This is a genomic window from Flagellimonas baculiformis (assembly GCF_033441575.1).
GTDB lineage: Bacteria > Bacteroidota > Bacteroidia > Flavobacteriales > Flavobacteriaceae > Flagellimonas > Flagellimonas baculiformis.
The window spans coordinates 384,893-409,572 of record NZ_JAUZVW010000001.1; the positions used below are offsets into that span (position 1 = coordinate 384,893).

17 protein-coding genes are annotated in these 24,680 nt (G+C 46.8%); 6 read left to right on the plus strand and 11 right to left on the minus strand.

The features are described 5' to 3' along the window. The first annotated feature begins 2 nt into the window (after positions 1-2). Together SD450_RS01745 and trxA are read left to right on the plus strand one after the other, a co-directional pair. A complete protein-coding gene (locus SD450_RS01745; protein WP_318342935.1) occupies positions 3-917 on the plus strand; it encodes a PorP/SprF family type IX secretion system membrane protein in 915 nt (304 codons plus the stop codon). Positions 918-1,100: 183 nt separating this feature from the next. After that, positions 1,101-1,400 (plus strand): thioredoxin, encoded by a 300-nt coding sequence (trxA, locus tag SD450_RS01750; protein WP_318342936.1) that lies wholly within the window; start codon positions 1,101-1,103, stop codon positions 1,398-1,400. 24 nt (positions 1,401-1,424) lie between these two features. Here trxA and SD450_RS01755 read toward each other — a convergent pair whose 3' ends face one another. After that, on the minus strand, positions 1,425-2,294 hold the full coding sequence (locus SD450_RS01755; RefSeq protein WP_318342937.1) for a universal stress protein: 870 nt from the start codon (positions 2,292-2,294) through the stop codon (positions 1,425-1,427). Further along, positions 2,291-3,136, minus strand: coding sequence for a universal stress protein (locus tag SD450_RS01760; RefSeq protein ID WP_318342938.1), 846 nt, complete (start codon positions 3,134-3,136; stop codon positions 2,291-2,293). Before SD450_RS01760 ends, SD450_RS01755 begins: the two co-directional genes overlap by 4 nt. 259 nt (positions 3,137-3,395) lie before the next feature. Between SD450_RS01760 and SD450_RS01765 the strand changes: the two genes are divergently transcribed. From SD450_RS01765 to SD450_RS01775, 3 genes are read left to right on the plus strand one after another with little or no spacing between them, the layout of a single operon-like run. Further along, entirely contained in the window at positions 3,396-4,472 is a 1,077-nt protein-coding gene (locus tag SD450_RS01765) for an efflux RND transporter periplasmic adaptor subunit (RefSeq protein ID WP_318342939.1), read from the plus strand. Then, complete coding sequence (locus tag SD450_RS01770; RefSeq protein ID WP_318342940.1) at positions 4,469-7,567, plus strand: efflux RND transporter permease subunit; 3,099 nt, start codon at positions 4,469-4,471, stop codon at positions 7,565-7,567. Before SD450_RS01765 ends, SD450_RS01770 begins: the two co-directional genes overlap by 4 nt. Continuing rightward, complete coding sequence (locus SD450_RS01775; RefSeq protein WP_318342941.1) at positions 7,557-8,867, plus strand: TolC family protein; 1,311 nt, start codon at positions 7,557-7,559, stop codon at positions 8,865-8,867. The genes SD450_RS01770 and SD450_RS01775 overlap by 11 nt, the downstream gene beginning before the upstream one ends. Before the next feature lie 249 nt (positions 8,868-9,116). On the opposite strand, the gene SD450_RS01780 is transcribed toward SD450_RS01775, so the two are convergent. From SD450_RS01780 to SD450_RS01815, 8 genes are read right to left on the minus strand one after another with little or no spacing between them, the layout of a single operon-like run. Then, complete coding sequence (locus SD450_RS01780; RefSeq protein ID WP_318342942.1) at positions 9,117-10,736, minus strand: sodium:solute symporter; 1,620 nt, start codon at positions 10,734-10,736, stop codon at positions 9,117-9,119. 7 nt (positions 10,737-10,743) lie between these two features. Then, positions 10,744-11,928 carry an aldose epimerase family protein gene (locus SD450_RS01785; RefSeq protein ID WP_404828211.1) on the minus strand — a complete coding sequence of 395 codons (1,185 nt, stop codon included), beginning with the start codon at positions 11,926-11,928 and terminating at the stop codon, positions 10,744-10,746. 35 nt (positions 11,929-11,963) lie between these two features. Continuing rightward, the gene (gene araA / locus SD450_RS01790; RefSeq protein WP_318342944.1) at positions 11,964-13,469 is read right to left on the minus strand and encodes an L-arabinose isomerase; all 1,506 of its coding nucleotides are present in this window, start codon (positions 13,467-13,469) and stop codon (positions 11,964-11,966) included. 17 nt (positions 13,470-13,486) lie between these two features. Beyond that, positions 13,487-14,188, minus strand: coding sequence for an L-ribulose-5-phosphate 4-epimerase (locus SD450_RS01795; protein WP_318342945.1), 702 nt, complete (start codon positions 14,186-14,188; stop codon positions 13,487-13,489). 3 nt (positions 14,189-14,191) lie between these two features. Continuing rightward, positions 14,192-15,868, minus strand: coding sequence for a ribulokinase (locus SD450_RS01800; RefSeq protein ID WP_318342946.1), 1,677 nt, complete (start codon positions 15,866-15,868; stop codon positions 14,192-14,194). Between the two features lie 28 nt (positions 15,869-15,896). Beyond that, positions 15,897-17,828, minus strand: a complete 1,932-nt coding sequence (locus SD450_RS01805) for a glycoside hydrolase family 97 protein (protein ID WP_318342947.1) — start codon at positions 17,826-17,828, stop codon at positions 15,897-15,899. A gap of 53 nt (positions 17,829-17,881) precedes the next feature. Beyond that, positions 17,882-19,858 (minus strand): glycoside hydrolase family 127 protein, encoded by a 1,977-nt coding sequence (locus SD450_RS01810; protein WP_318342948.1) that lies wholly within the window; start codon positions 19,856-19,858, stop codon positions 17,882-17,884. Between the two features lie 6 nt (positions 19,859-19,864). Next, the gene (locus tag SD450_RS01815; RefSeq protein WP_318342949.1) at positions 19,865-21,397 is read right to left on the minus strand and encodes an alpha-N-arabinofuranosidase; all 1,533 of its coding nucleotides are present in this window, start codon (positions 21,395-21,397) and stop codon (positions 19,865-19,867) included. A 377-nt stretch (positions 21,398-21,774) separates the two neighbouring features. Between SD450_RS01815 and SD450_RS01820 the strand changes: the two genes are divergently transcribed. Continuing rightward, complete coding sequence (locus tag SD450_RS01820) at positions 21,775-22,512, plus strand: NUDIX hydrolase (RefSeq protein ID WP_318342950.1); 738 nt, start codon at positions 21,775-21,777, stop codon at positions 22,510-22,512. A gap of 20 nt (positions 22,513-22,532) precedes the next feature. On the opposite strand, the gene SD450_RS01825 is transcribed toward SD450_RS01820, so the two are convergent. Beyond that, entirely contained in the window at positions 22,533-24,680 is a 2,148-nt protein-coding gene (locus SD450_RS01825) for a family 43 glycosylhydrolase (protein ID WP_318342951.1), read from the minus strand.

Consider the following 24,680-nt stretch of genomic DNA (forward strand, 5'->3'; position numbering starts at 1 on the left):
AAATGACAAAAAACAGAATCAAAGACATGAACATCATATTTAAGATACGGATTTTGATAGTTGCCATGGTACTCTGTTCCACAGTCAGTGGCCAACAGGACCCCAACTACACCTTTTACAGGTACAACATGAACATCTACAACCCTGCCTTTGCCGGCAGTTCCGAAGCAGCCGAGTTCTCCTTGGGGGTTCGGAGCCAATGGGCGGGGGTGGAAGGTGCCCCGCAGAGCCAGAGCGCCATCTTTGGCATGCCCGTGGGCAGAAACCTGGGCCTTGGCGTGTCCGTCCTCAACGACCGGACCTTCATCGAGCAGCAGACCTGGATGGCCATCGACATTTCCTACCACATCCAACTGGACGAGGACCACAGGCTCTACTTCGGCATCAAGGGAAGTGCCAACTCCTATGATGCCAACACCAACGGACTTGTCACGTACGGGGTGGGCCAGGATGGCACCCTGATGGACTACGAGAGCCGTTTCACGCCCAACGTCGGGGCCGGGGCCTATCTAAGGCACGACAGGTACTTTGCATCCCTGTCGGCGCCCAAGCTGTTGACACCGGAACGCCTGCAGGAACGCGACGGAAATGCCTACCTCGGCGTTGACCGCATGCATGCCTATCTGAGCGGCGGCTACACCTTTCTGTTGGGAAAGACATTGGACCTGAAGACCATGGGGATGCTGCGCTATGTGGATGCCTCCCCGATCTCGGTGGAGTTGACGGGCATGTTGGATTTTGGCGAACGTTTTGAGTTCGGGGCCGGTTATCGCCACGAGGAGAGCATCAGCGGATTGTTCCTTTTCAACATCAGCCATGGCCTGAACCTGGGCTATGCGTACGAGACCTCCATCAAAAGTTCCATCGATGGGCTGGACAACAATACCCATGAACTGTTCATGAGGTTACGGATGTGACAATTTCCCACAAATGGCAGCAACTCGGGAATCATACCTGATACGCTGCTCCAATACACCAAAGGCCCATGTGGAAAATTCCGCATGGGTCTTATTTTTTCAAGCAAACAGTTGAATCATGACAACCGTCAATTTCAAAACCATTCCAATTTTTTAACTTGCATACCATCATTATTTTGAACCATGAAAGGAAGTTTTTCCACTTTGATACATTCGGACCAACTGGTGCTCATCGATTTCTTTGCAGAATGGTGCGGCCCCTGCAAAATGCTCGCCCCTATCCTCAAAGAGGTGAAGGACGAGATGGGCGATTCGCTAAAAATCGTAAAGATCGATGTGGACAAAAACCAATCCCTTGCCAGCACCTATCAGGTAAGGGGCGTGCCCACCATGATGCTCTTCAAAAAAGGAAAACAGCTCTGGAGACAGTCCGGTGTATTGCAAAAAACAGAGCTATTGCAAGTAGTGAAGTCCTATCTGTGATTCTTTTTGGGTCTGGCGAACATCTTATTTGAACAAGTGGATGACCAAAAAGGGCACTTGGGAGTTGAAGGAAACCTTTTGGATCACAGGCTCACGGGTCAACCGTTCAAAAAATCCCCGATCTTGGTTGATCATGGCCACCATATGGATATTGCTGTTCGCTTGCACCATTTTTTGGATGGTATGGTTGATGGAAGCATCTTTTTCCACCGACACAAAATCGTATTCGACGGACTTCAATTGTTTCTTGATGACATTTCTAGAAGCTTCCTGCTCCGAGGTCAATTCCTCCAAATTCCCCACATGGGTTATCCAGATCTTGGAACCATAAAGTTTGGCAATCTTCAGAAGGGGCCTGAGTTCATAGGATTCAAAAAGGTGTTCATACCCTGTGGCCAATAAAATGGTGTCGATATTCCCCTCACTTTTGAAATTCTCCGGAACAGCGATTATGGGGCAAAAATCGATTTCCTTGATGATCTTGTACGTATTGCTCCCCATGAACACCTCCTTCAGACCAGTGGCGCCCTTGGTCCCCATGATGATATAATCCATCCCTTTGTTATAGACGGTCCGTCCAATCGCATTGACAAGGTTGTCCGCAATGGAAACGGTCTCAAAAGTATGTTCGGGGCCACTGTCCATTTCGCTTAGCTGCTCCAAAGTCCTTTTCAGGTCGCGTTCGGATTGCTCCTTTAGCAACTGGAACAAACGGGTATCGTTTGCCTGTCCCATTCTGGTGCTCAATCCAGAGGTACCCACCTGAAAGGCGTTCAGGATAAAAAAATCACAGGGCACATTCTTGAAGAGGGTCAGTGCATACACAATCGCATTCCATGCATTTTTTGAAAAATCCGTGGGCAGCACCACCCTTTTTCTATCCATCTTTTTCATCTGTTCAAATTTTGCATCACCAGGAACGGTATTTTCAATTTCAAGCTCAAAAGGTCCACTGTAGATCGATAGAGCATATCCTCAAAAAAGGAATGTCTGGAGTTCACCATGACCAGCATATCGGCCCCTTTCAGTTCCAATTGTTCCATGATGGCCTCTGCCCTATTCTTGATGGGTGTGGTTTCAAAATGCAGATAGGATCGGGAAAGAGTGCCTTCCAAAAAACGTTTGTTGTCCTCCTGTCGGGGGCTGAGCTCATCAAAATCAGTGATGTAGAGGCAATGCACCTCTGACTTGAATTTCCCGGCGAGATCGTCCAGAAGTTTCAGTTCCCTGCGCTTGTAGAGAAGTAAATAATCCGTGGGAAAAAGAATGCTTTTGGGCTGTCTGTATTCAAAAGTTTCCGGTACGGCCAACACAGGACATTTCACATACTTGAACACTTCAATGGTATGGCTTCCGAAGATGGTCTTATGGTCGCTGGCCTCCCCTTTGGTCCCCATGACCACCATGTCTATGTTCATTTCCTCCACCACGTCGTTTATCGCGTCCACCAAACTATCAAAAGAGGCTATGACCTCAAGATTGTGCAAGGGGTTGGGTGGTATTCCCATAACCGTTTCCAGCATGTGGTCCAGTCGCTTCTCTGTCTGTTCCTTTTTTTCCTTTTTAATGGTTTCCAAGGTCTCCGGTTGCCTGCTCAAATGTTCGCCATATACTTCATCTGCATACGCATGCAAAACAAAAAAACAGGCACGCTCACATTTATACAGCTCTTGTGCATATTTGAGCGCATGCAATGCGTTGGCTGAAAAATCTGTGGGAACAAGTATGGTTTTCATGGCAATCTCTGTTTTCTTCAAAGATAGATGTGCCACTTCGGTCATAAAATGATATTGGTCAATACACCAAACATATCGAAATTAACAAATAGGGACACCCAGTGCGTTTGAAGCCCCACTATAAGTCGTTAACCCCTAACAACTGGACGTTCAGGGGATTCCTGTGTTAAAATACCCTTATCAAGTTTTATGGTACAACAGCTAAACTCTATCTTTGGCCATACACTATTTATATAGTGTTGCCATCCACCAAACCAAAATGAAAGTAAGAAATATTGTTTATATCCTATTGATCGTTGGAATAGGTGCCCTCATTGCCTACAGGATCAAGTCAAATGCCGAAACTGGCACATCCAGGGAAACCGGCCCACAGATTACCACCGTATCCGGGATGGTACTGAAACCGCAGATTTTCAAGGACAATATTTCCATTGCCGGAACCCTTGAAGCCAATGAACAGATCGAGATCCGAAGTGAAGTGCCCGGCGTCGTGGAGAGCATCAATTTCAAGGAAGGAAGCAAGGTATCCCAAGGACAGATCTTGCTAAAAGTGAACGACATTGAACTGCGTGCACAACTTTCCAAGGCACTCACCGCAAAAAAACTGGCCGCAGAAAACGAAAGAAGGGCCAAGTTGCTATTGGAAAAACTGGCCATAAGCCAAGAGGAGTATGACATTGCCAGTGCGGATTACCAATCGGCCAGTGCGGAGGCCGAACTGATCGAGGCACAATTGTCCAAGACCACCATTCGAGCTCCTTTTTCAGGAACCATCGGTCTGAGGTCCATTTCCAAGGGAACCTATGTGACCCCGACCACTGTCATTGCCAAATTGGTCAACACGGATGAACTGAAGATCACGTTCTCCGTACCTGAAAAGTATGCCTCACAAGTAAATGTGGGCACCGCCCTGACCTTTACAACATCAGATTCAAAAGAAGAGTACAATGCCACCATCTATGCCATAGATCCAGAGGTGGACATCACTACCAGGACCCTTAGGATGCGGGCCATCATGGACAATAGGGGCAACAAACTGTACCCCGGGGCCTATACCAGTGTACAACTGCCCTTGGAAACGGTGGACAATGCCCTGTTGGTCCCCTCAGAATCGTTGATACCCGTACAGAACGGAAAAAGGATCTTTATCCTAGAAAACGGTAGGGCCAAACAAGTGGATGTGGAGATTGGGGCCCGTACCGGCAAAGTGGTGCGTGTACTGACCAATTTACAACCGGGCGACACCATATTGACCTACGGTGTAATGGCTTTGCAAGATGGATCTCCGGTAAAAGTGATTCTTGAAGAACCCGAACCTTTGACCCAAGCACAATGAACCTCTCCACCATCAGCATCAAAAGACCGGTTCTCACCATTGTGATGAACATTTCCATCATCCTGTTTGGAATTATCGGTTATACCTTCTTGGGGGTAAGGGAATTTCCGTCCATAGATCCTGCGGTGGTTTCCGTGCGCACCAATTACTCTGGCGCCAATGCGGATATTATCGAATCCCAGATTACGGAACCCCTTGAAAAAGCGGTCAATTCCATAGACGGAATACGGAACATTACCTCTTCCAGTGTGCAAGGTTCCAGTTCCATCAACATTGAATTTGAATTGGACAAGGATCTGGAAGCTGCCGCCAACGATGTTCGCGATAAGGTTTCCCAAGCCCTGCGCAGCCTTCCGGAAGATTTGGATGCCCCTCCGGTGGTTTCAAAGGCCGATGCCGATGCCGACCGGATCATCTCCATGACGGTACAGAGCAACAACAAGAACATCTTGGAACTTTCCGACTATGCGGAGAATGTGATCGCGCAACGTATAGAGACCATTCCCGGTGTGAGCGGGGTCCAGATTTGGGGACAGCGCAGGTATGCCATGCGGTTATGGATAGATCCATTGAAACTGGCATCCTATGGGCTCACCGTGGCTGATGTGCGTGCAGCGCTTTTGGCGCAGAACATTGAACTGCCCTCTGGAAAGCTTACAGGGGATAATACCGAGCTCACCGTAAAAACTTTGGGGAACCTCAACACCGAAGAGGAGTTCAACAACATCATCATATTGGCAGATGGTGAAAAACTGGTACAATTGAGCGATATAGGCCGTGCCAGTCTGGAAGGGGAAAACATGGAGACCAAGATGAGCGATTCCGGACAGCCCATGGTGGCCGTAGCCGTGATTCCCCAGCCTGGGACCAACTATCTGGAAATTGCCAATGCCTTTTACGAGGAATACGAGAAATTACAAAAAGACCTTCCCGAAGATTTTAAGCTCAATATTGTCATTGACGATACGGTATTCGTTAAAAAAGCGGTCACCGAAGTCGCCGAGACCATTTTGATATCCATCGTGCTGGTCATCTTGGTCATCTATCTGTTCTTTAGGAACTGGTCGTTGGCCCTACGGCCCCTATTGGACATTCCCGTTTCCTTGATCGCCACCTTCTTTTTTATGTGGCTCTTGGGATTCTCCGTGAACGTCCTCACCCTTTTGGCCATCGTTCTTGCCACTGGATTGGTGGTGGATGACGGTATCGTGGTCACAGAGAACATTTACAAAAAAATCGAGGAGGGCATGAACCCCATAGAGGCGGCCATAAAAGGTTCCAATGAAATTTTCTTCGCCGTCATTTCCATCTCCATTACCTTGGCCGCAGTTTTCTTGCCCGTCATCTTTTTGGAAGGATTTGTGGGAAGACTGTTCCGTGAATTTGGTGTGGTGCTTGGCACGGCGGTCTTGGTGTCGGCCTTTGTGTCCCTTACGCTCACGCCCATGCTGAATGCATATCTGACCAAGCCTGGAAAACAGAGCCGGTCCAAATTTTATCAGGTCACCGAAAAATATTTTGTGGCCATGAACGAATCCTACAAAAATGCGCTGGAGAAGTTCATGCAGAAAAAATGGCTCAGTTTTCCCATCCTTATCGGTTGTATAGGCCTGATCGTACTGTTCTACTCCTTGCTCCAAAAGGAGACCGCACCTTATGACGACCGTAGTTTTGTGAGCCTCAACGTTACCGCTCCAGAAGGTTCGTCCTATGAATATATGGATAAATTGATGACCGGAATCACCCAAATGATCAATGACTCCATTCCAGAGAAAAAAGTAAGTCTGGTATTGACCTCCCCAGGTTTTGGCACCTCATCGGTGAATAGCGGCCGGGCCCACGTTGCCTTGGTGGAACCCAGCGAAAGGGAACGGTCACAAAACGAAATAGCCCAAGATTTTGGACGGTGGGCCAAAGCCTATGTCGGAGGAAGATCCAACGTATCCGAAAAACCAACAATTTCCGTGAATCGTCGTGGTGGACCGCCCATACAGTTCATCATCCAAGCCAAGAATTTCCAAAAACTGGAAGAAAAAGTACCGGAGTTCATGGCCGAAGCTGAAAAGGACCCCACTTTTGCTTTCGTGGATGTCAACTTAAAGTTCAACAAGCCCGAACTCTACGTTTCCATCGATAGGGAAAAAGCGGAAAGCCTTGGAGTTTCTGTCAGGGACGTGGCACAGACCCTTCAACTTTCATTGAGTGGGCAACGGTTTGGCTACTTTTTGATGAACGGAAAACAGTATCAGGTAATCGGGCAGTTCGACAAACAAGATCGGAACGAACCAACGGACCTTACCTCGATTTTTGTAAAGAACGATGAGGGACAATTGATCCAATTGGACAATTTGGTCACTACTGAAGAGCATAGCAGTCCGCCACAATTGTTCCACAACAACCGATACATGTCGGCAACCGTTTCGGCGAATTTGGCACCTGGCAAGAGCATTGGTGATGGAATCGATGCCATGAATGCCATCAAGAACCGGGTGTTGGACGATTCGTTTACGACCGATCTTGGTGGGGAATCCCGCGACTTTGTGGAGAGTAGCTCCAATACGGCCTTTGCCTTTGGTCTGGCCTTTCTACTGATATTCCTCATCTTGGCCGCCCAGTTTGAAAGTTTTATTGACCCCATCATCATCATTCTTACCGTGCCCATGGCCGTTGCCGGGGCAATGTTCTCCTTATGGCTGTTCGGGGAAACCTGGAACATTTTCAGCCAGATCGGTACCATCATGTTGATAGGATTGGTGACCAAAAATGGTATTCTTATCGTGGAATTTGCCAATCAGTTGCAAGAAGAGGATGAAACCATCTCCAAAATGGAAGCCATCATGAAGGCGTCGGTATCCAGGTTGCGCCCCATATTGATGACCAGTCTTACCATTGCACTGGGCGCACTCCCCATTGCATTGTCCTTGGGCGCTGCATCGGCAAGCCGGACAGGTATGGGAGTCGTAATCATTGGCGGTACCCTGTTCTCCTTGGTACTCACCTTGTTCATCATACCCGCATTGTATCTCATGTGGTCCAGAAAAAAAGTAGTACGTCCAGAATTCAAAAATCTAGAACTTTCCTCACATGGACATTAAGCAGCGAATAAGCATTTTTATATTCGTATGGGGTGGCATTGTTTTGGGCAATGCACAGGAAATCCTGACCGTTCAGGATGCGGTCAAAATAGCCTTGGACAACAACTTTCAGATAAAAACGGCCCGTAACGAACTGAAGATAGACGAGTTGGGCACCACTCCCGGACAGGCAGGAATGCTTCCACAGATCGGGGCCAATCTGAATGACAACAACACCGTACAAAGTTTGACCCAGGTCCGTAACGATGGAACCGTTCAGGATCGGGACAATGTAAAAAACAGCAACTTCAATTATGGTGTGGCCTTGGAGTGGACCGTTTTTGATGGGCTTCGCATGTTTGCCAACTACGAGCAGTTGAAAGAAACCAAAAAATTGGGCGAAGCCGAACTGAAACAGGCGATTTTGACCACCGTTGGGGAAGTCATGATCACCTATTATGACTTGGTCCAGCAACAGCAACAGCTCTCGGCACTCGACAGTACCTTGATCATCTCGGAACAGCGCGTGGAACTTGCCCAGAACCGTTTTACCATAGGTAAGGCATCCAAACTGGAAGTGTTGAATGCCCAAGTGGACCTCAATACGGACCAAACCCTGATGCAGCGCCAACAGGAACTTTATAAGAATACCAAAATCCAACTGAACGAACAATTGGCCCGTGACCTCAAAATCGATTTTAGGGTGATTCCTGAGATTTTTGTGGACCAAAAACTGATCTTGGACGAACTGGAAGCCAAAGTAGCGGAGGAAAATCCACAGTTACAGGCCGAAAAAATAAACAAACGCATCAGCGAACTGGAGCTGAAACAGATCAAGGCGGCCCGGTATCCATCCGTATTTGTGACTTCGGGGTACAACATCGGCAATTCCAAATCGGAACTCGGTTTTGCCATAAGTTCAGAATCCAAAGGGTTCAGCTATGGTTTTGGGGCAACCCTAAACCTGTTTGATGGTTTCAACCAGAACAGGAACGAAAAAATGGGAAAAGTGGCTCTCGAGAATGCTGAAATTGCCATTGCCCAACAAGAACAGGCCCTGACTTCCTTGGTGAACACTACTTATCAAACCTATCTGACCAACATCAGCCTCATGGAACTTGAGGAAAGGAACGAGGCCATCGCCAAGGAAAACCTCGACATTACCGTGGAGAAATACCGGATCGGTATCATTCCCACCATTGAGTTCAGAACGGCCCAGTTGAACTACATCAATGCGAGTGTACGGCTCAGCAATGCCAAGTTCCAAGCCAAACTTTCCGAGATTGTCCTCAAACAATTGGCCGGAAACCTGGAGATATAAACCTCAAAACTTTTATTGCCCTGATGCAGGGCATACCAAGAATCAGAGCTAAGACCGCTTCGTTTTTGGAGTCAAGAAACTGGACTTTGTCTTAACTCTATAAGTCAGTTAGATGCCGATCTTCGGAAATTCCCATGAATCAAATTCAGGTGTTGTCAGGTTGAGCGTAGTCGAAACCTATTGGTTTTGAGACGGATGTAGGTCTCGACTACGCCCGAACTGACAGCTAAAGAAGTTCTTTGGACAATACTACTTCCCATTGAACCACACCATCACATAGATGACAATGGCCACAATGACAAGTGAAATGACGATGTCCTTCCAGTTGTAACTGCTCTTGTTCTGCCGTTTTTCCTCTTCAGAAATAGTGGCATAGGTAAGGTTTTGCAATTTTTGTTCCGAAGGTGCTGCCGTGGCATAGCTTACCACCACAATCAAAATGATACAGAACAGGAAGAACCAGGACGCAAAGGACAAAAAGTTCATATCTCCCAAATGGAACCAGAAACTTTCTGGATCCAAAGATTCTTTCACCAATTCCAGAACAATCCTGAGCGCTCCAACGATAAATCCAACAATAAGGGTAATGAAAGCTCCCTGCGCATTGATCCGCTTGTGGAATATTCCCAACAGGAACACTGCCGTGATAGGCGGTGCTATATAGGATTGTACACTTTGCAGGTATTCATAAAGCACTCCTGAGATGTTGGCCATGATAGGAATCCAAATGATACCGATGATCACCACGATCACTGTGGCAATCTGCCCCGTCCTCACCAGTTTCTTCTCTGGTGTATTGGGTCGTAATTTTTTGTAGATATCCACCGTGAACAGCGTGGAACACGAATTGAAAACTGAGGCCAAGGAACTCATCAAAGCTGCCAAAAGACCTGCTGCGACCAACCCTCGCAATCCGGACGGCAACAGATTGCTCATCAAAACGGGGAAGGCCTCGTCCGGGCTGTCCCAATCCAGTTCACCGCGCATTTTTAAGGTCAAAGCAATCACACCAGGTATCAAAAAGAGGAAAACGGGCATCAATTTCAACAGGGCACCAAAAATGGTCCCTCTCCTACCCTCTTTAATGTTCTTTGCCGTAAGTGCCCTTTGCACGATGTACTGATCCGTACACCAATACCAAATTCCCGTAATTGTACTGGCAATCAAAAGGGATGGCCATGGAAAATCAGGATCGGAAGCGGAGCGCCACATGTTGAGGTATTCCGGGGTAACGGTCTCCTTCATGCTCTGCCAGCCTCCCACATGGTCCAGACCGATGAAGGTGAGGGCAGCGGCACCGACCACGAGTATAATGGCCTGCAAGGTTTCGGTATAGACCACGGCGCGCATGCCGCCCAGAACGGTATAAACTCCTGTCAAGACCACTGTGGCAATGGCACCGGTCCAAAAATCGATGCCCAGCAAAGCTGAGACCACAATCCCACCTGCATAGATGGTCACCGATATTTTGGTGAGCACATAGGCCACGATGGAGAATACGGAAAGAATCCATCGGGAGCGTGCATCAAAACGTTTTTCCAAAAATTCCGGCATGGTGAAGACCCCTGCCCGTGCATAGAAAGGTAGAAAGACCCACCCCAAAATAAGCACTACCCATGCCTGTATCTCATAAATGAGCATGGGCAAACGGTTCCCGGCCCCAGCTCCGGCAAGTCCCACAACGTGTTCCGAACCGATATTGGAAGCAAAGATGGAGGCTCCCACTACAAACCATCCCACATTTCTACCAGCAAGAAAATAATCTTCCGTGCTTTCCTTTTTCTTGCGTATCACCCAAACGGCGATTCCTAAAAGCACGACGAAGTAAGCGGATATGGTAATCCAATCAAAGGTATCCAATGTCTTCATGTCCTGCTTATTTGGTGGATAGTTTGAACGTGGTCCTGGACGAATAGGTCTCCCAAGGATTCAACCTAACGGAAGGAAAGCCTTCTTGGTTGGGGGTATCGGGATAATGTTGGGTTTCCAAACAAAATCCTGCCCTTTGTCCATAAGTCCCCCCCTTTTGTGCAGGCAAGGTGCCGTCCAAGAAGTTGCCACTATAAAACTGGATGCCAGGTTCGTCGGTATAGACTTCCAAGAAACGTCCTGTTCCGGGATGATATGCAGATGCCGCCAAACCATAATTACCTGCTTCTTGATTGAGTACCCAACAGTGATCGTAGCCTTTCCCCAGCTTCAACTGTTCATTCTCCGCATTGATTTCCTTCCCTATCACTTTTGGTTGTTTGAAATCGAAAGGTGTCCCAGCCACCTTACGCAATTCCCCGGTCGGGATAAGTCCCCGATCTACTGGAAGATAGGCGTCGGCATCCAAGAAAAGTTCGTGGTCGAGTATGCTTTGGGTAAAATCACCCGAAAGATTGAAATAGCTGTGTTGGGTCATGTTCACAATGGTAGGTTTGTCCGTGGTGGCCTCGTAGCGCACATCGAGTTCATTGTTCCCAGTCAAGGTGTAGGTGACCTTCACATCCAGTTTGCCCGGATAGCCTTCCTCCCCATCGGCGCTGGTGTAGGTAAGTTCCAAAGAAGCACCTTCGTCCGTACTTTCTGCTTTGGCTTGCCAAACCACCTTATCAAAACCTTTTTCTCCTCCATGCAAATGGTTTTCGCCATCATTGGTGGCCAAGGTGTAGATCTCCCCATCCAAACTGAACTTTCCCTTGGCGATACGGTTGCCGTACCGGCCTATCAAAGCTCCAAAATAGGGGTTTCCATCAAGGTATTGTTGCAAATCATCAAATCCTAGGACAATATCTTCATACGAGCCATTTTTGTTCGGAGCTGTCCATCGGGTAATGATTCCACCATAGGTGATCACATCGATTTCCATCCCCGAAGCATTCCTTAAGGTGTACTTTTCCACTGTCTGCCCATCTGGCATTTTCCCAAAACTGGTCTTTTCAAAATATTCTTTTCCCTGTTGGGCATCTGTGGTTTCCATACTTGACTGATTTTCCTTTTTGTTTTCCTTACATCCCAAATTTAAAAGTGTTAGCAGAAAAACAAAACAAATAAGGTAAGGTTGTGCTGTCCTCATGATAATCTGTTTGTTAGTTAATTTATTTACATTGATTACATCCCGTGCTGAAACAAATGATAGTAGGCTTCATTGGCATGCAACTGATCTTTGAAATTCCTGATCTTGGTATCGGCGTCGATCACCAAGAGTTCAATTCCGAAAATATCGGCAAAATCTTCCATATATTCAGTGTCCAGTGCTTGGGAATATACGGTGTGGTGCGCCCCACCTGCATAAATCCATGCGGTGGCCGCTATGTCCAGATTGGGTTTTGGGTCCCAAAGCACCCGTGCCACGGGCAGTTTGGGCAAATTGGCCATAGGCGCAACAGCTTCCACTTCATTGACAATCAATCGGAAGCGATTCCCCATATCCACTAGGGAAGCGTTGATCGCATTTCCTGCCGGGGAATTGAAGACCAATCGCACGGGATCTTCCTTGCCCCCAATTCCCAAGGGATGGACCTCACATGAGGCTTTTCCACTGGCTATGGACGGACATATTTCCAACATATGGGACCCCAACACATATTCCTTTTGCGGGGTGAAATGGTAGGTATAGTCTTCCATGAAAGAGGTGCCCCCTTCCAGCCCTTCGGCCATCACTTTCATGACCCTGACCATGGCCGCTGTTTTCCAATCGCCCTCTCCCCCAAATCCATAACCATCGGCCATCAGCCTTTGCACAGCAAGTCCCGGCAACTGCTTTAGTGACCCCAGGTTTTCGAAGGTATCGGTAAATGCCTTGAAGCCTCCTTCGTCCAAAAAGGTGCGAAGCCCTAGTTCAATCTTGGCCGCTTCCACCAAGGACTGGCGTTTTGCCCCATTTTTTTGGAGGGCGTCTGACAAGGTATATGTGGCTTCATATTCTTCAAGGAGCTGATCCACTGATTTTTGATCCAGCGCATCGATACGTTTGGTGATATCCGAAGAATCATACCCATTGACCGTCACACCAAAACGCATTTGCGCGGCCACTTTATCGCCTTCGGTAACGGCCACCTCTCTCATATTGTCCCCAAAACGGGCCACTTTCAGGTGTCGTAGTTCATCGGCGCCCAACGCCACACGGGCAAAAACACCCAGTTTTTGTTGCACTCTTTCACTTTTCCAATGGCCCACGATCACTTTTCGGTTCTTTCGCATGCGGGACATCATAAATCCAAACTCGCGGTCACCGTGTGCCGATTGGTTCAGGTTCATAAAGTCCATATCGATGTTCTCCCAAGGGATCTCTGCATTGAACTGTGTGTGCAGATGGCACAAGGGTTTGCTGAGCACAGTAAGTCCTGCAATCCACATTTTTGCTGGAGAAAAGGTGTGCATCCAAGCCACCAGACCAATACAGGAAGGGTCGTTACTGGCTTCGCGGCACAGTGTCAAGATTTCATCGGGTGTGGTCACTATGGGTTTAAAGACCAAGTTGATGGGCAATTGGCCCGATCCGTTCAGTCCGTCCACAATACTTTTGGAATTGGAGGCCACCTGTTTCAAGGTTTCTGGGCCATATAAATGTTGACTTCCGGTAACGAACCAGATTTCTTTAGAAGCTATTTTCATTTAGATGTAAAATTATATTATTGACCGTAATAGGCATTTTTACCATGTTTACGCTCGTAGTGTTTTTTTATGAGTGATTCTTTTAATCTCGGTGCATCGGGGTTTATCTGCAGGGTGAGATAGGCCATTTGCGCCACAGTTTCCAATACCTTGGTATTGTAGACCGCTTTAGCTGCATTTTTGCCCCAGGCGAAAGGACCATGGTTCCCTATCAATATCATTTCCACTTCATGATAATCCAGTCCCCGTTCCTTGAAGCAGTCCAAAATCTGGATACCCGTATTGTGCTCATAGTTCCCTTCGATGAGCTCGTCCGCCATGGGCGGGGCACAGGGGATATCCTGGGTCAGATGGTCCGCATGGGTGGTTCCAAAGATAGGAATGTCCAATTGGGCCTGCGCCCAGGATACGGAATACATGGCATGGGTGTGCGCCACTCCGCCAATGTTTTCCCAATTTTTGTAGAGATAACTATGGGTCTTGGTATCCGAGGAGGGTCTTAATTTCCCTTCCACCACTTGGTTATCGTAATCCACGATGACGATATCCTCAGGTTTCAATGTTTCATAAGGCACACCGCTGGGCTTGATGGCAAAAACCGAATTTGCCCTATCCACGGCACTCACGTTCCCAAAGGTATAGATGACCAAACCAAGGGCATTCAGCTCCATGTTGGCCTCATAACATTCTTCCTTGAGCGATTTGTATTTTGAGCCCATATCTTATTTGTTTTTGTTGGTTCGTTCTTCCACAAAGTTCCCAAGGGCCTTGTATTCTTCCATTAATTTGGCGTAGGCTTCCACTTGGGAGGGCTCTGGCACATATTCCGCTTCAAAGTCACTGCCCATGATTTTGCTGGCTTCGATTACATTTTTATGGATTCCCGATGCCACGGCCGCATATATCGCTGCTCCCAAAGCGGGGGCCTGATCGGACTCTGCCACTTTGATGGGCATGTTCAGCACATTGGCCAAGGTCTGCATGATGAAAGGGGATTTTCGGGCCACCCCACCGATACCGATCACGGTATCGATCTTTACCCCTTCTTCTTCAAAACGGTCCACGATCATTTTGGAACCAAAACATATCGCATTCACCAAAGCCTTGAAGATATGTGGAGCTTTTGTTCCTAACGAAATCCCAGAAATGGCACTTTTCAACTCTTGATTGGCGTCCGGGGTTCTTCTACCATTTACCCAATCCAAAGCAATGGGAACCGACTCCGTCAAAGGAATTTTCTCAGCCTGCTCGGCCAAGGTGCGTATGAATTTGGATTCCACTTCGGCCTGAAGTTCTTGCTTTTGCTGATCTGAGAGCACCGTTGATTCCATGATCAGATGGTCCATGGGCCATTCCAATAGATTTTTGAACCATGCGAGCACGTCGCCGAAAGCGGATTGCCCGGCCTCAAGTCCTATCATTCCCGGGATTACGGAACCATCAACCTGCCCACAGATTCCCTTGACCGTTTTGCTGCCTACTGCTTCCGCGGAGGACACCATAATATCGCAAGTGGAGGTTCCCATGACCCTGACCAAGGCATGATGGTCCACTTTGGCTCCCACAGCACCTGCATGGGCATCAAAAGTGCCCACAGCGATCACTGTATCCGTGGTAAGGCCTAATTTGCCTGCCCATTCTTTATTTAGATGGCCCGCCACCTCATCGGAAGTATAGGTTTCATTATAAAGATTTCCCCGAAGCGATGCCAGATATGGGTCCAGTTTTGCTAAAAATTCAGCATCTGGAAGTCCGCCCCAGCTCTCGTGCCACATTGCCTTGTGACCAGCTGCACATCGACTTCTTTTGAATTTTTTCAGATCCTTTTCATCGGCCAGCAGATAGGTGACATAATCACAATGTTCCATCCAAGTATGGGCGGCCTCGACCACGCTTTTATCTTCTCTGGCCACATGGAGTATTTTGGCCCAAAACCATTCGGAAGAATAGATCCCCCCTTCGTATTTGGTAAAATCTTCCCCTCCCCAAGATCGGGCCAGGTCGTTGATCTCGTTGGCTTCCTTTACAGCGGTATGGTCCTTCCAAAGCACCATCATGGCATTCGGGTTTTCCTCAAACCCAGGTACCATGGCCAATGCTGTTCCATCTTCGGTGATCGGCATTGGGGAGGAGCCTGTGGTGTCGATACAGATTCCCTTGACGGTTTCCGGGGACACACCGCTTTGCTTCATCACGGCCCGTATGGTGTGCTCCAATCCTTCGATATGGTCCAATGGGTGTTGGCGGAACTGATTGATTTCCGGTCTGCAATATTTTTGTGCCTTCCATCTTGGATACCAAAATACTTCGGAGGCCAGTTCTGCACCATTTTTTGTGTCGATCAATACAGCCCTTACCGAGTCGGAACCATAATCGAGTCCTATGACATATTCTTTCATTATTGCTTTACTAAGCTTCTATTGTTGATTATATTTTTATCACAAATCCTCCGTAGGGTTCTACTTCTATTTGTGAATGTGATCGATCTATCTTATTTGATGCAGGAATTTTTGTTCCATCATCGTAAAACAATATACCTGAATTGTTTTCTGTGAAGGAAAGATCAATGCTCCAAGTTTTTGGAGTTCCTTCACCGTTTATTCCCACGACATACCACTCTGTTCCTTTGCGCCTGGCCATGATCACTTCTTTTCCTGGATATCCTTGAACAAACTTTGTTTCGTCCCATTGTACAGGAACTTGGCTCAACATTTCTACGATTGCTTCAGGCATTTTGGCCATTCCCTGAGGTATCTCTGCGATGTGTTGAATTCCCGACGTAAACAAAATAGGCAGTGCCAACTCAAAGGTCGTTGTTGTTCTTCGGTCGATATTGGGAATACTATCCAACACCATGGGAGTAAAATCCATGGGATCATACACATTTCTTGTAAATGGTAGTAATGCTGAATGAGTTGGTTGAAGGTCTGCATTGGCCTGATCAAATGTAATAAACTCTTCCCCTTTGATGGATTCCATCGTCATGAGGTTGGGATAGGTGCGATGCCATCCCCTGGGCAAGGTGGCCCCATGAAAGTTGATCAAAAGACCAAAATCGGCAGCATCCTTCAAAATACCATGATAATAGGCAATCATGGATTGTCCATCGCCTCCAAAAAAGTCTATCTTAAGTCCGCCCACGCCCATTTTCTTAAGTCTGGCAAACTCTTCCCTTCTATCTTTTGAATTCAATAGTTTGCTCTTGGGTGTATATTCTGTACTGTTCCAATCCCCTGATGAATTGTACCACAAAATCACTTTTACGTTTTTGCTGGAAGCATAATCCACAAGTTCCTGCATTCTTTCGTACCCTATTTTTTGGTCCCAGTTCACATCGATCAAGGTATAGGGCCAGTTCATGGAAGCAGCATAATCGATAAATTGGTGGGAGGTTTCGTAATCTATTTTATCATCTTTCAACAATACCCAGCTCCATGTGGCCAAACCCCCTTTTACCGGGGTGGTGTCCATATCAATTGCCGGAGCCGCCAAATCGGTACCGAGGGTACTTTCTGTAATTTGTTTTAGATCGCCCACCGTAATGATTCTCCATGGCGTGGTAAAAGGCAGCTCCCCGTTTGGCAACAATTCCCCTCCCGGGAACACTTCTTCTTGTTGAGGGAAGCTAACAGCCAATCCATTTTTATCTTCATCATAGATCAATCTTGTTCCGCAATAGTTTTCATGCAAATTTGTTTCACTCACCAACAACCATGATTCTCCTGTCTTGAACAATGCGGGATAAACATATCCCTCCCCCAATGGAGATGGCTCATTTACAGGAATCCCCATTTGATAATTTTCCTCATATGAAGGATTGGTATCGCTCCACCCCGTTTTTGCCTTTGACATGGGTTGCATCCACGAAATAGTGTTCTGTGGAAATCCATAACTAGAAGATTCTCCGACTACCTGAATGGGATTATCTTGTTCTCCCAAAACTCTATATCTAAAAGCAAAGCCTGTATCGGATAAATCGAACTGACATTCCAAGAGCCAATTACTTCCCGAAGAAAAGGTGATCACATACTGGTTTGCATCATAGCCAATATCCTTTTGTTTGCCATGGAACATGGTGTAGGATTCAGAAATTTGCTGGACGGGCTCCTTTTTCTCCAATGTCAGGCCTTTTGATAAATCAACATCTTTCAAAACGAGCCCAACATAAGAAGTATCCAAAACCATGCTGTCCTTATGAAACAATCGGTAAAAAGGTTTTCCCTCCTTATCCAAAAACAATTCAGCCCGAAGCGTACCTTCCTGATTGGTCATGGACACTCCGTTTTCTTTCGGTTCACAACCAAAAAAGAATGTTGTCAGAACAAACAGGGCAATGATGTTACGGACGTTGTTTTTCATTTTATATGGGTTGAAAATATCTCCTCAATAAATTATATTATGAGTGGCTCATTCTATTCTTCTTCCGCTGGCAACCAAACCTTCATTTTTCCAATGCCCCTGTTCGACCAAGCATAGTAAGGAATTGCGGTCAGCTTTTCGTTTGATATGGTATTGACCCCTTTCAGCAAATCGGGTTGCATCTCCACCTTGAATTCGTCATTCGCAGATAGTTGGATGTCATCAAACTTGCCCTTGTTATCGATTTCTTCCACCGCATAGACCACAGGACCGTATTCGAGTGACATTTTCCCTTGGTCTTCCTCTACCTTTGGATTGGCCATCACTTTCCGAACGGACATTGGAAACTCGAGTTCCACCTCATCCCCAGACTCCCAGGTTCTGGTCACTGTGAAATAACCATCATCAACAACCCCTTCAAGCTGCTCGCCATTCAAGAAAAGCTTGTTGGTGGATTCATCTTTGGATGCATAGTGATACAGATCCCCTGGCAAGACCTCATTTCTGGCCCAGCCCGGTATCCTGAGTCTGATGGTGAACTCACCTGCCTCATCCGGTTTTACGATAAATTTCACCTTTCCGTTCCAAGGATAGGAAGTTTCTTGTTCCACCGCAACAGTATGGTTCTTTAGTTCGACTTTGGCTGTGTTGGCCGAATATAGATTCACAAACAGGGTGTCATCTTGTTTGGAATAAATCAAACCGGGCATAGCTGGGATAAAACGAATCACATTGGTGGGACAGCAGGAGCAATCGAACCAATCTTTTCGGGTACAGGCCCCTTGATTGAATTTATACACCCCATCCGATTCCAACGCATTGGGATAAAAGAATTGTTGGCCATCAAGGGACAATCCAGAAATCAGTCCATTGTAAAGTGTTCTTTCGATCACATCGAAGTATTTTACATCTCCTGTCAAATTGTGCAACCGATGGTTCCAGTACACATCACCGATTGATGCGCATGTTTCGTTGTAAGCGGTCAGGTTGGGCAATTCGTAATTTTCGCCAAAGGCTTCCCCGTCATGCTTGGCACCAATTCCACCAGTAATGTACATTTTTTTGTTCACCATGTTGTCCCAAAGGACGTTTACGGCCTTGAGGTATGCCGAGTCCTTTTCAATGGCGGCAATATCTGTCATGGCGGCATACATGTACACGGCCCTTACGGCGTGCCCCACCACTTCGTCCTGGTCCACAACGGGCAGATGGTCTTGGGAATAGGCCCCAAAAAGGTCATGGTGTTCGGGTTTTCCCCTATGAGCCAAGAAATATTTGGCGAGGTCAAAATATTCTTTTTTTCCTGTGGCTTGATATAATTGGATCAGGCCCGTTTCAATGATCTGGTGTCCAGGCACGGCGGCAATTTTACCCTCCCCTTCACCAAAGGTCTCCACCATCAGATCTGCATTTTTTATGGCGATGTCCAAAAAGTTACGTTTGCCTGTGGCCTTGTAATGCACAGCAGCGGCTTCGTACAAATGGCCCGCATTATAGAGTTCGTGGCTTGCTTCCAAGGATTCCCAACGTTCCCCTTTTTCTACATTCACCCAATTTGCGGGAGGATTTGCAGGGTCTATGGTCCGCCAGGTAGTTAGGTAACCATCGGCTTCCTGTCCTACTTTTATGATGGACACCAAGGAATCCAGCAAGGTTTCCAGTTTGGGATTTGGAGCACTGATCAAGGAATTGGAAGCTCCTTCTATAATTTTATAGACATCGGTATCATCAAACGGCATGGCTCCCCTTGTCTCACCTTCCATTTTCCCTCCAGCGATCAGGAAGTTGTCGAACCGACCCTCTTCCCTGCATTTTTCCAAGGCATATTCAATCGTTTTTTCTTGAACACGCTGTATGATCGGCAACCAGAATTCATCCTTGATTTTTACATTTTGAATGTTCACCGGTTCAATGGGATAACCAGATTCCGCATAGGTCCCATCTTCAGTCTCCGATGGCTTTTCCGTTTCTTTTTTACATGAGGCCACCAACACCAATACACTGGTGGCCATCCATATTATTTTTTTCATCTGCGTTTACTTTCCTTCTAATGCAATAAGTGAATGAGCTGGGATGGTAAGAGAGATTTTTCCTTTTCTCAGTTTGGCGCCCTTAAATTCCTTTGGTGTCACTTTTTCGGGATTGTCAAAAGAATTATGGTCCTGCAACTTATCGGATGTCAAAATTTGCCCAGCAATATCCTTGATCTCCAAATTGCCCATATCCAATTCCACTACGATATCATTTTTTGGGTCGATGTTGACCAAAGAAACATGGACCTTTCCCGTTTTGTCCTTGGATGCCGACACGGAAATGGCCGGAAGCTCCCTAAACTCCGTGTTCTCTTCTATTTTGGAAGGCAGCAATTGTGCATCCTGATGCACTTTGTATAGGTTCATGACGTGATAGGTCGGGGTTTTGATCATCTTCTCCTTATCGGTGAGGATCACGGCCTGCAGCACGTTGACCATTTGGGCCAAGTTGGCCATTTTTACCCGTTTTGCATGGTTGTTGAAGGTATTGAGCACCGTTCCGGCAATCATCACGTCCCGAATGGTGTTCTGTTGGTAGAGCACTCCATTTTTCACTTCGGGTTCGGCATCGTACCAGCCGCCCCACTCGTCCACAAAAAGGGCCACTTTACCCTCGGGATCATATTTGTCCATAATCTCGATGTGCTTGGTGACGTACTCCTCCATTTTCAGTGCCTGTTCCATCGACTTGAAGTAGATTTCCTCGTCAAAATTGACGGATGGCCCTTTGTCGGACCAATCAAAAACTGCGTAATCGTGCAGGGCAACGGCTTCCATTAGACTGTAGGGCACATTTTTCATCAAGGTTTCGGTCCAGTGATAGTCATCTTCAGATGCTCCCGAAGCAATCCTGTAAACGCCCCCGCTATTGTTCCAATCCGACATGAAGGTTGCATATTTTCTGTAGATATCCACATAGTACTCAGCAGTCATGTTTCCGCCACAGCCCCAAGTTTCATTGCCTACGCCCCAATATTTTACACCCCAGGGCTCTTCTCTTCCGTTCTCGCGTCTCCAATCGGCCATTGGACTGACCCCATCATGGTTGGTATATTGCATCCAATCAATCAATTCCTGAACAGTTCCACTGCCCACATTGGCGGAGAGGTATGGTTCCGCCCCCAATACTTCGCACAGGTTCAAAAAGTTATGTGTCCCAAAACTGTTGTCCTCGGTAGTCCCGCCCCACCAACGGTTCACAATGGTCGGCCTTTCTTCCTTGGGTCCCACTCCATCCTTCCAATGATAGGTGTCGGCAAAGCAACCTCCCGGCCATCTCAGGTTGGGGATGTTGAGTTCCTTGAGTGCCGCAATGATGTCATTCCGCACACCTTCCGTGTTGGGTATAGTCTTGTTCTCTTCGCCCACATACAGGCCTTCGTAGATGCAACGCCCCAAATGTTCGGCAAAATGTCCGTAAATGTGCTTACTGATCTGCGGCGAGTCGGAATCCTCGCTCACACTTATCAAAACAGTCTGTTGGGCAAACAACTGGGAAGACAGCACCGTGGTCAAAAGTAAAGTCAGGTATCTCATAAAAACAGTTTTTCAATGGTTACAAAAGGTAAAAGGCCATGACCGGGTCATGGCCTTGAATTACAATTACTAAACTTAAACTAACCCAAATATGTCAACTCCATGATTGATGGAAGAACATTATTTAAGTGTTGTTTTTACATTTATAAATTAACAAAAGTTTCGCCGTTAAAACAAATTTTATTTTAAATTTTATGTGTCGATTTTACACTATTTGCAAAGATAAAACATAATACTCTCATTTTCAATAGCATATAAAAACATAACCTAGCGAAAAATGACCCTTTCCCTGTCTCTAGAAGATTTGGGACTCTTTTTTAAGGATTTTCATCAAAAGATATTTGTTTAAAAAATTTAGTTTTAGGATTTTAGCTCTTATGGAAGTACCCAAAAATGCGGAGTTGACCACGGACATTGACAGGCAACTTAATTTTTACCAAAAGGAGGACCAAGTTTTATTGGCCGTGGACTGTATTATTTTCGGTTTTGACAAGACCAACTTGAAAATATTGCTCATCAAACGGAATTTTGAACCTGAAAAGGGCAAATGGTCCCTCATTGGTGGATTCTTGAAAAAAAATGAGAACTTGGACCAAGCTGCCACACGGGTGCTGAATACCTTGACGGGGCTGAGCGACATCTACATGGAACAGCTCTACACCTACAGTAAGGTGGACAGGGATCCCGGACAACGTACGATTTCCGTCTCCTATTTTGCGCTGATCGATGTGGATTCGCACCAGTTTGACGGTATTCAAATCGAGTCCGCCCGGTGGTTCGACCTCAACGAGGCACCCAGCCTGATCTTTGACCACGAGGAAATGATCCAAAAGGCCATAGCCCGTTTGAGACGCAGGGCCATGACCATGCCCATCGGTTTTGAACTGTTGCCTGAGAAATTCACCATGCGCCAGCTCCAAAACCTATACGAATCCATTTTGGGCAAAAAACTGGACAAGCGCAACTTTATCAACAAGGTCAATTCTTTGGACGTCTTGGTAAAATTGAACGAAAAGGACATGACCGTCTCGCGCAAAGGTGCTTACCTCTTTGTGTTTGACAAGGAAAAGTATGAGAAAAAGGTTGCCGAGGACGGTTTCAGTTTTAAACTCTGAGGGTTCGCTCAAGAACGTGATTAATTTTTTACGCTCTTTGGTTTTGTTTGGTGCATCAATTCGTTGATTTCCGTTTCATCCAAGGCGTAATCGTACATCTGCAAGGAGGCCAAGTGACCAGAAAAATGCTCGCCCACATCCGAGGCCCCTATCCGAATTTTGGCATTCTCAATTTGTGAGGCCAAGGTCATGTTCTGGGAATTGTCCAGTGTACCGTCCACATATATTTTTTCGACCACCCCATCAAAAGTCAGTACGATATGGTGCCATTCATTGGCAGATGGAAGGTTTTGGTAGCCCATATCAAAATGTCCATCCAAATGTGCAGCGGCGCCATAATGGCCACTATTGAAATGCAAAGCATTGTAGGAATTGGCCAGATTGAACCTGAACCTATCGCACCAGGACAACAAACACTCCCCTTCTTTGGCTATTTGTGGATTTTTCACCCAAGTGGCCACGGTGAAAGCTCCGTTCCATTCCAAACTTCGGGGAACTGCCCGGTCCAAAACCAAGGCTTCTTCTGTAAAATTGAAGGCCCTTATCCCCTCTTCATCCACTTCAAGGACCACTTTCCCTTCCTTTTCAAAATTCCCGGCTATGCTTCCTTTGTTGGACAGATGAGTAAAGTTATTTTTGTCAGGAAAATCATTGGCGTTAATATCCACCAGTTTTTGATGGTCACTTTTTACTCCAGTGCCTTCGTTTGAAGGTCTATTTTGTAGATCCAATGGGATTTCGAACAAGGACCCGAATACCTTGATGTTCCAAACTGCCGCGTAAAGCCCCGTTTTTTCTACATCCAAGACCGTTAGCTTCAAATAGCGGGCCCTGACCTCCTTGTCATCGACCATGGGGCTTCCCGGTATTTTGTTGCTGGAACGGTCTGCATAAAGTTCCCAGTTTTGTCCATCCGCGGAATGTTCCAGTTGGTATTGGTAATAGTATCCTGCAAACTCGAATTGGGTCATGACCCTTTTGATGTCGGTCTCTTTTCCCAGGTCAATAGTCAACTGTTGCGGAAAGGAATTGTCCGCGGCCTTCCACATGGTGGCATTGTGGTCATCCGTGGCGAAAGAGGGCTCATAGGCATAGTCGTATTGCAAGGATTGCAAATGATAAAATGACGATGCACTGGCCGTTCCCCCCAATGCCAAATTCCTTGGCAGGTTGGCTGCCCTCAAATCCTGAAGGGCTTTTTGTCCCGGAACCACTTTCCTGATGGTGGAATCGTTTTCGAAAACCATTTCATCCACAGCAACTTGTCGGGACAGGCCACCCCGTGTCATTGGGTAATCGTGTTTGTGATAGACGATATAATACTTCCCATTTTCCTCCAACACCGAATGGTGTCCCGGACCATGCACCGTTCCTTCTTCATTGGTGGACAAGATGGGGTTGTTCTGCCCCGGAACAAATGGTCCGTAGGGCGTATCGGAATAGGAATACCTCACATTGTAGGTTTCATCATGGCAGGAACCGCCGGAATACATCAAAATGTATTTGTCCCCTTTTTTCATCATATAGGCAGCCTCGAAAGGTTCCGGGGTCTCTTCCAAAGGAATGTTTTTCGCATTTTGGATCTTCGCCATACTTGTATCCAATTCCCCTACGGCATATCCACCATTGTAATGCACCCATGTGCCCCAATAGGCATAAATCCGTCCGTCACTGTCCTCAAAAAATTGGGCATCTAGTGAAGGAAACTCTTTTCTGGGATAGTTGTGTGCAATTATCGGAGTATCGTCCTTTTTCAATTTTTCCCAAGGACCCACTGGCGTATCGGACACATAACCATAGATATTGCACCCGGCCTGGCAATTGCCAAAATACAGGTAGTATTTGCCATCATCCCCTTCGATGATATCCGGTGCCCAAAAATTCCTGAGGTTGACGGATTCCAGGGAGGGGACTTCCATGGTATAGTTGTACCAATGCTCAAAATCCGTACTGTACCAGACCGTGGGAACACCGGATGCCAGCATTTCGTTATCCGTCGTGGCATAGATGTAGTAGGTGTTCCCGAATTTTTTGATAGTGGGATCTGCAAAATACCCAGGGAGAATAGGGTTCACCTTCTCCATGGGAAGTTGGCCCGTACGTTGCTGGCCAAAGGCATTGGAAAACACCAAGATCAGCAACACTATGTTCCACGTTCTATTTCCCAA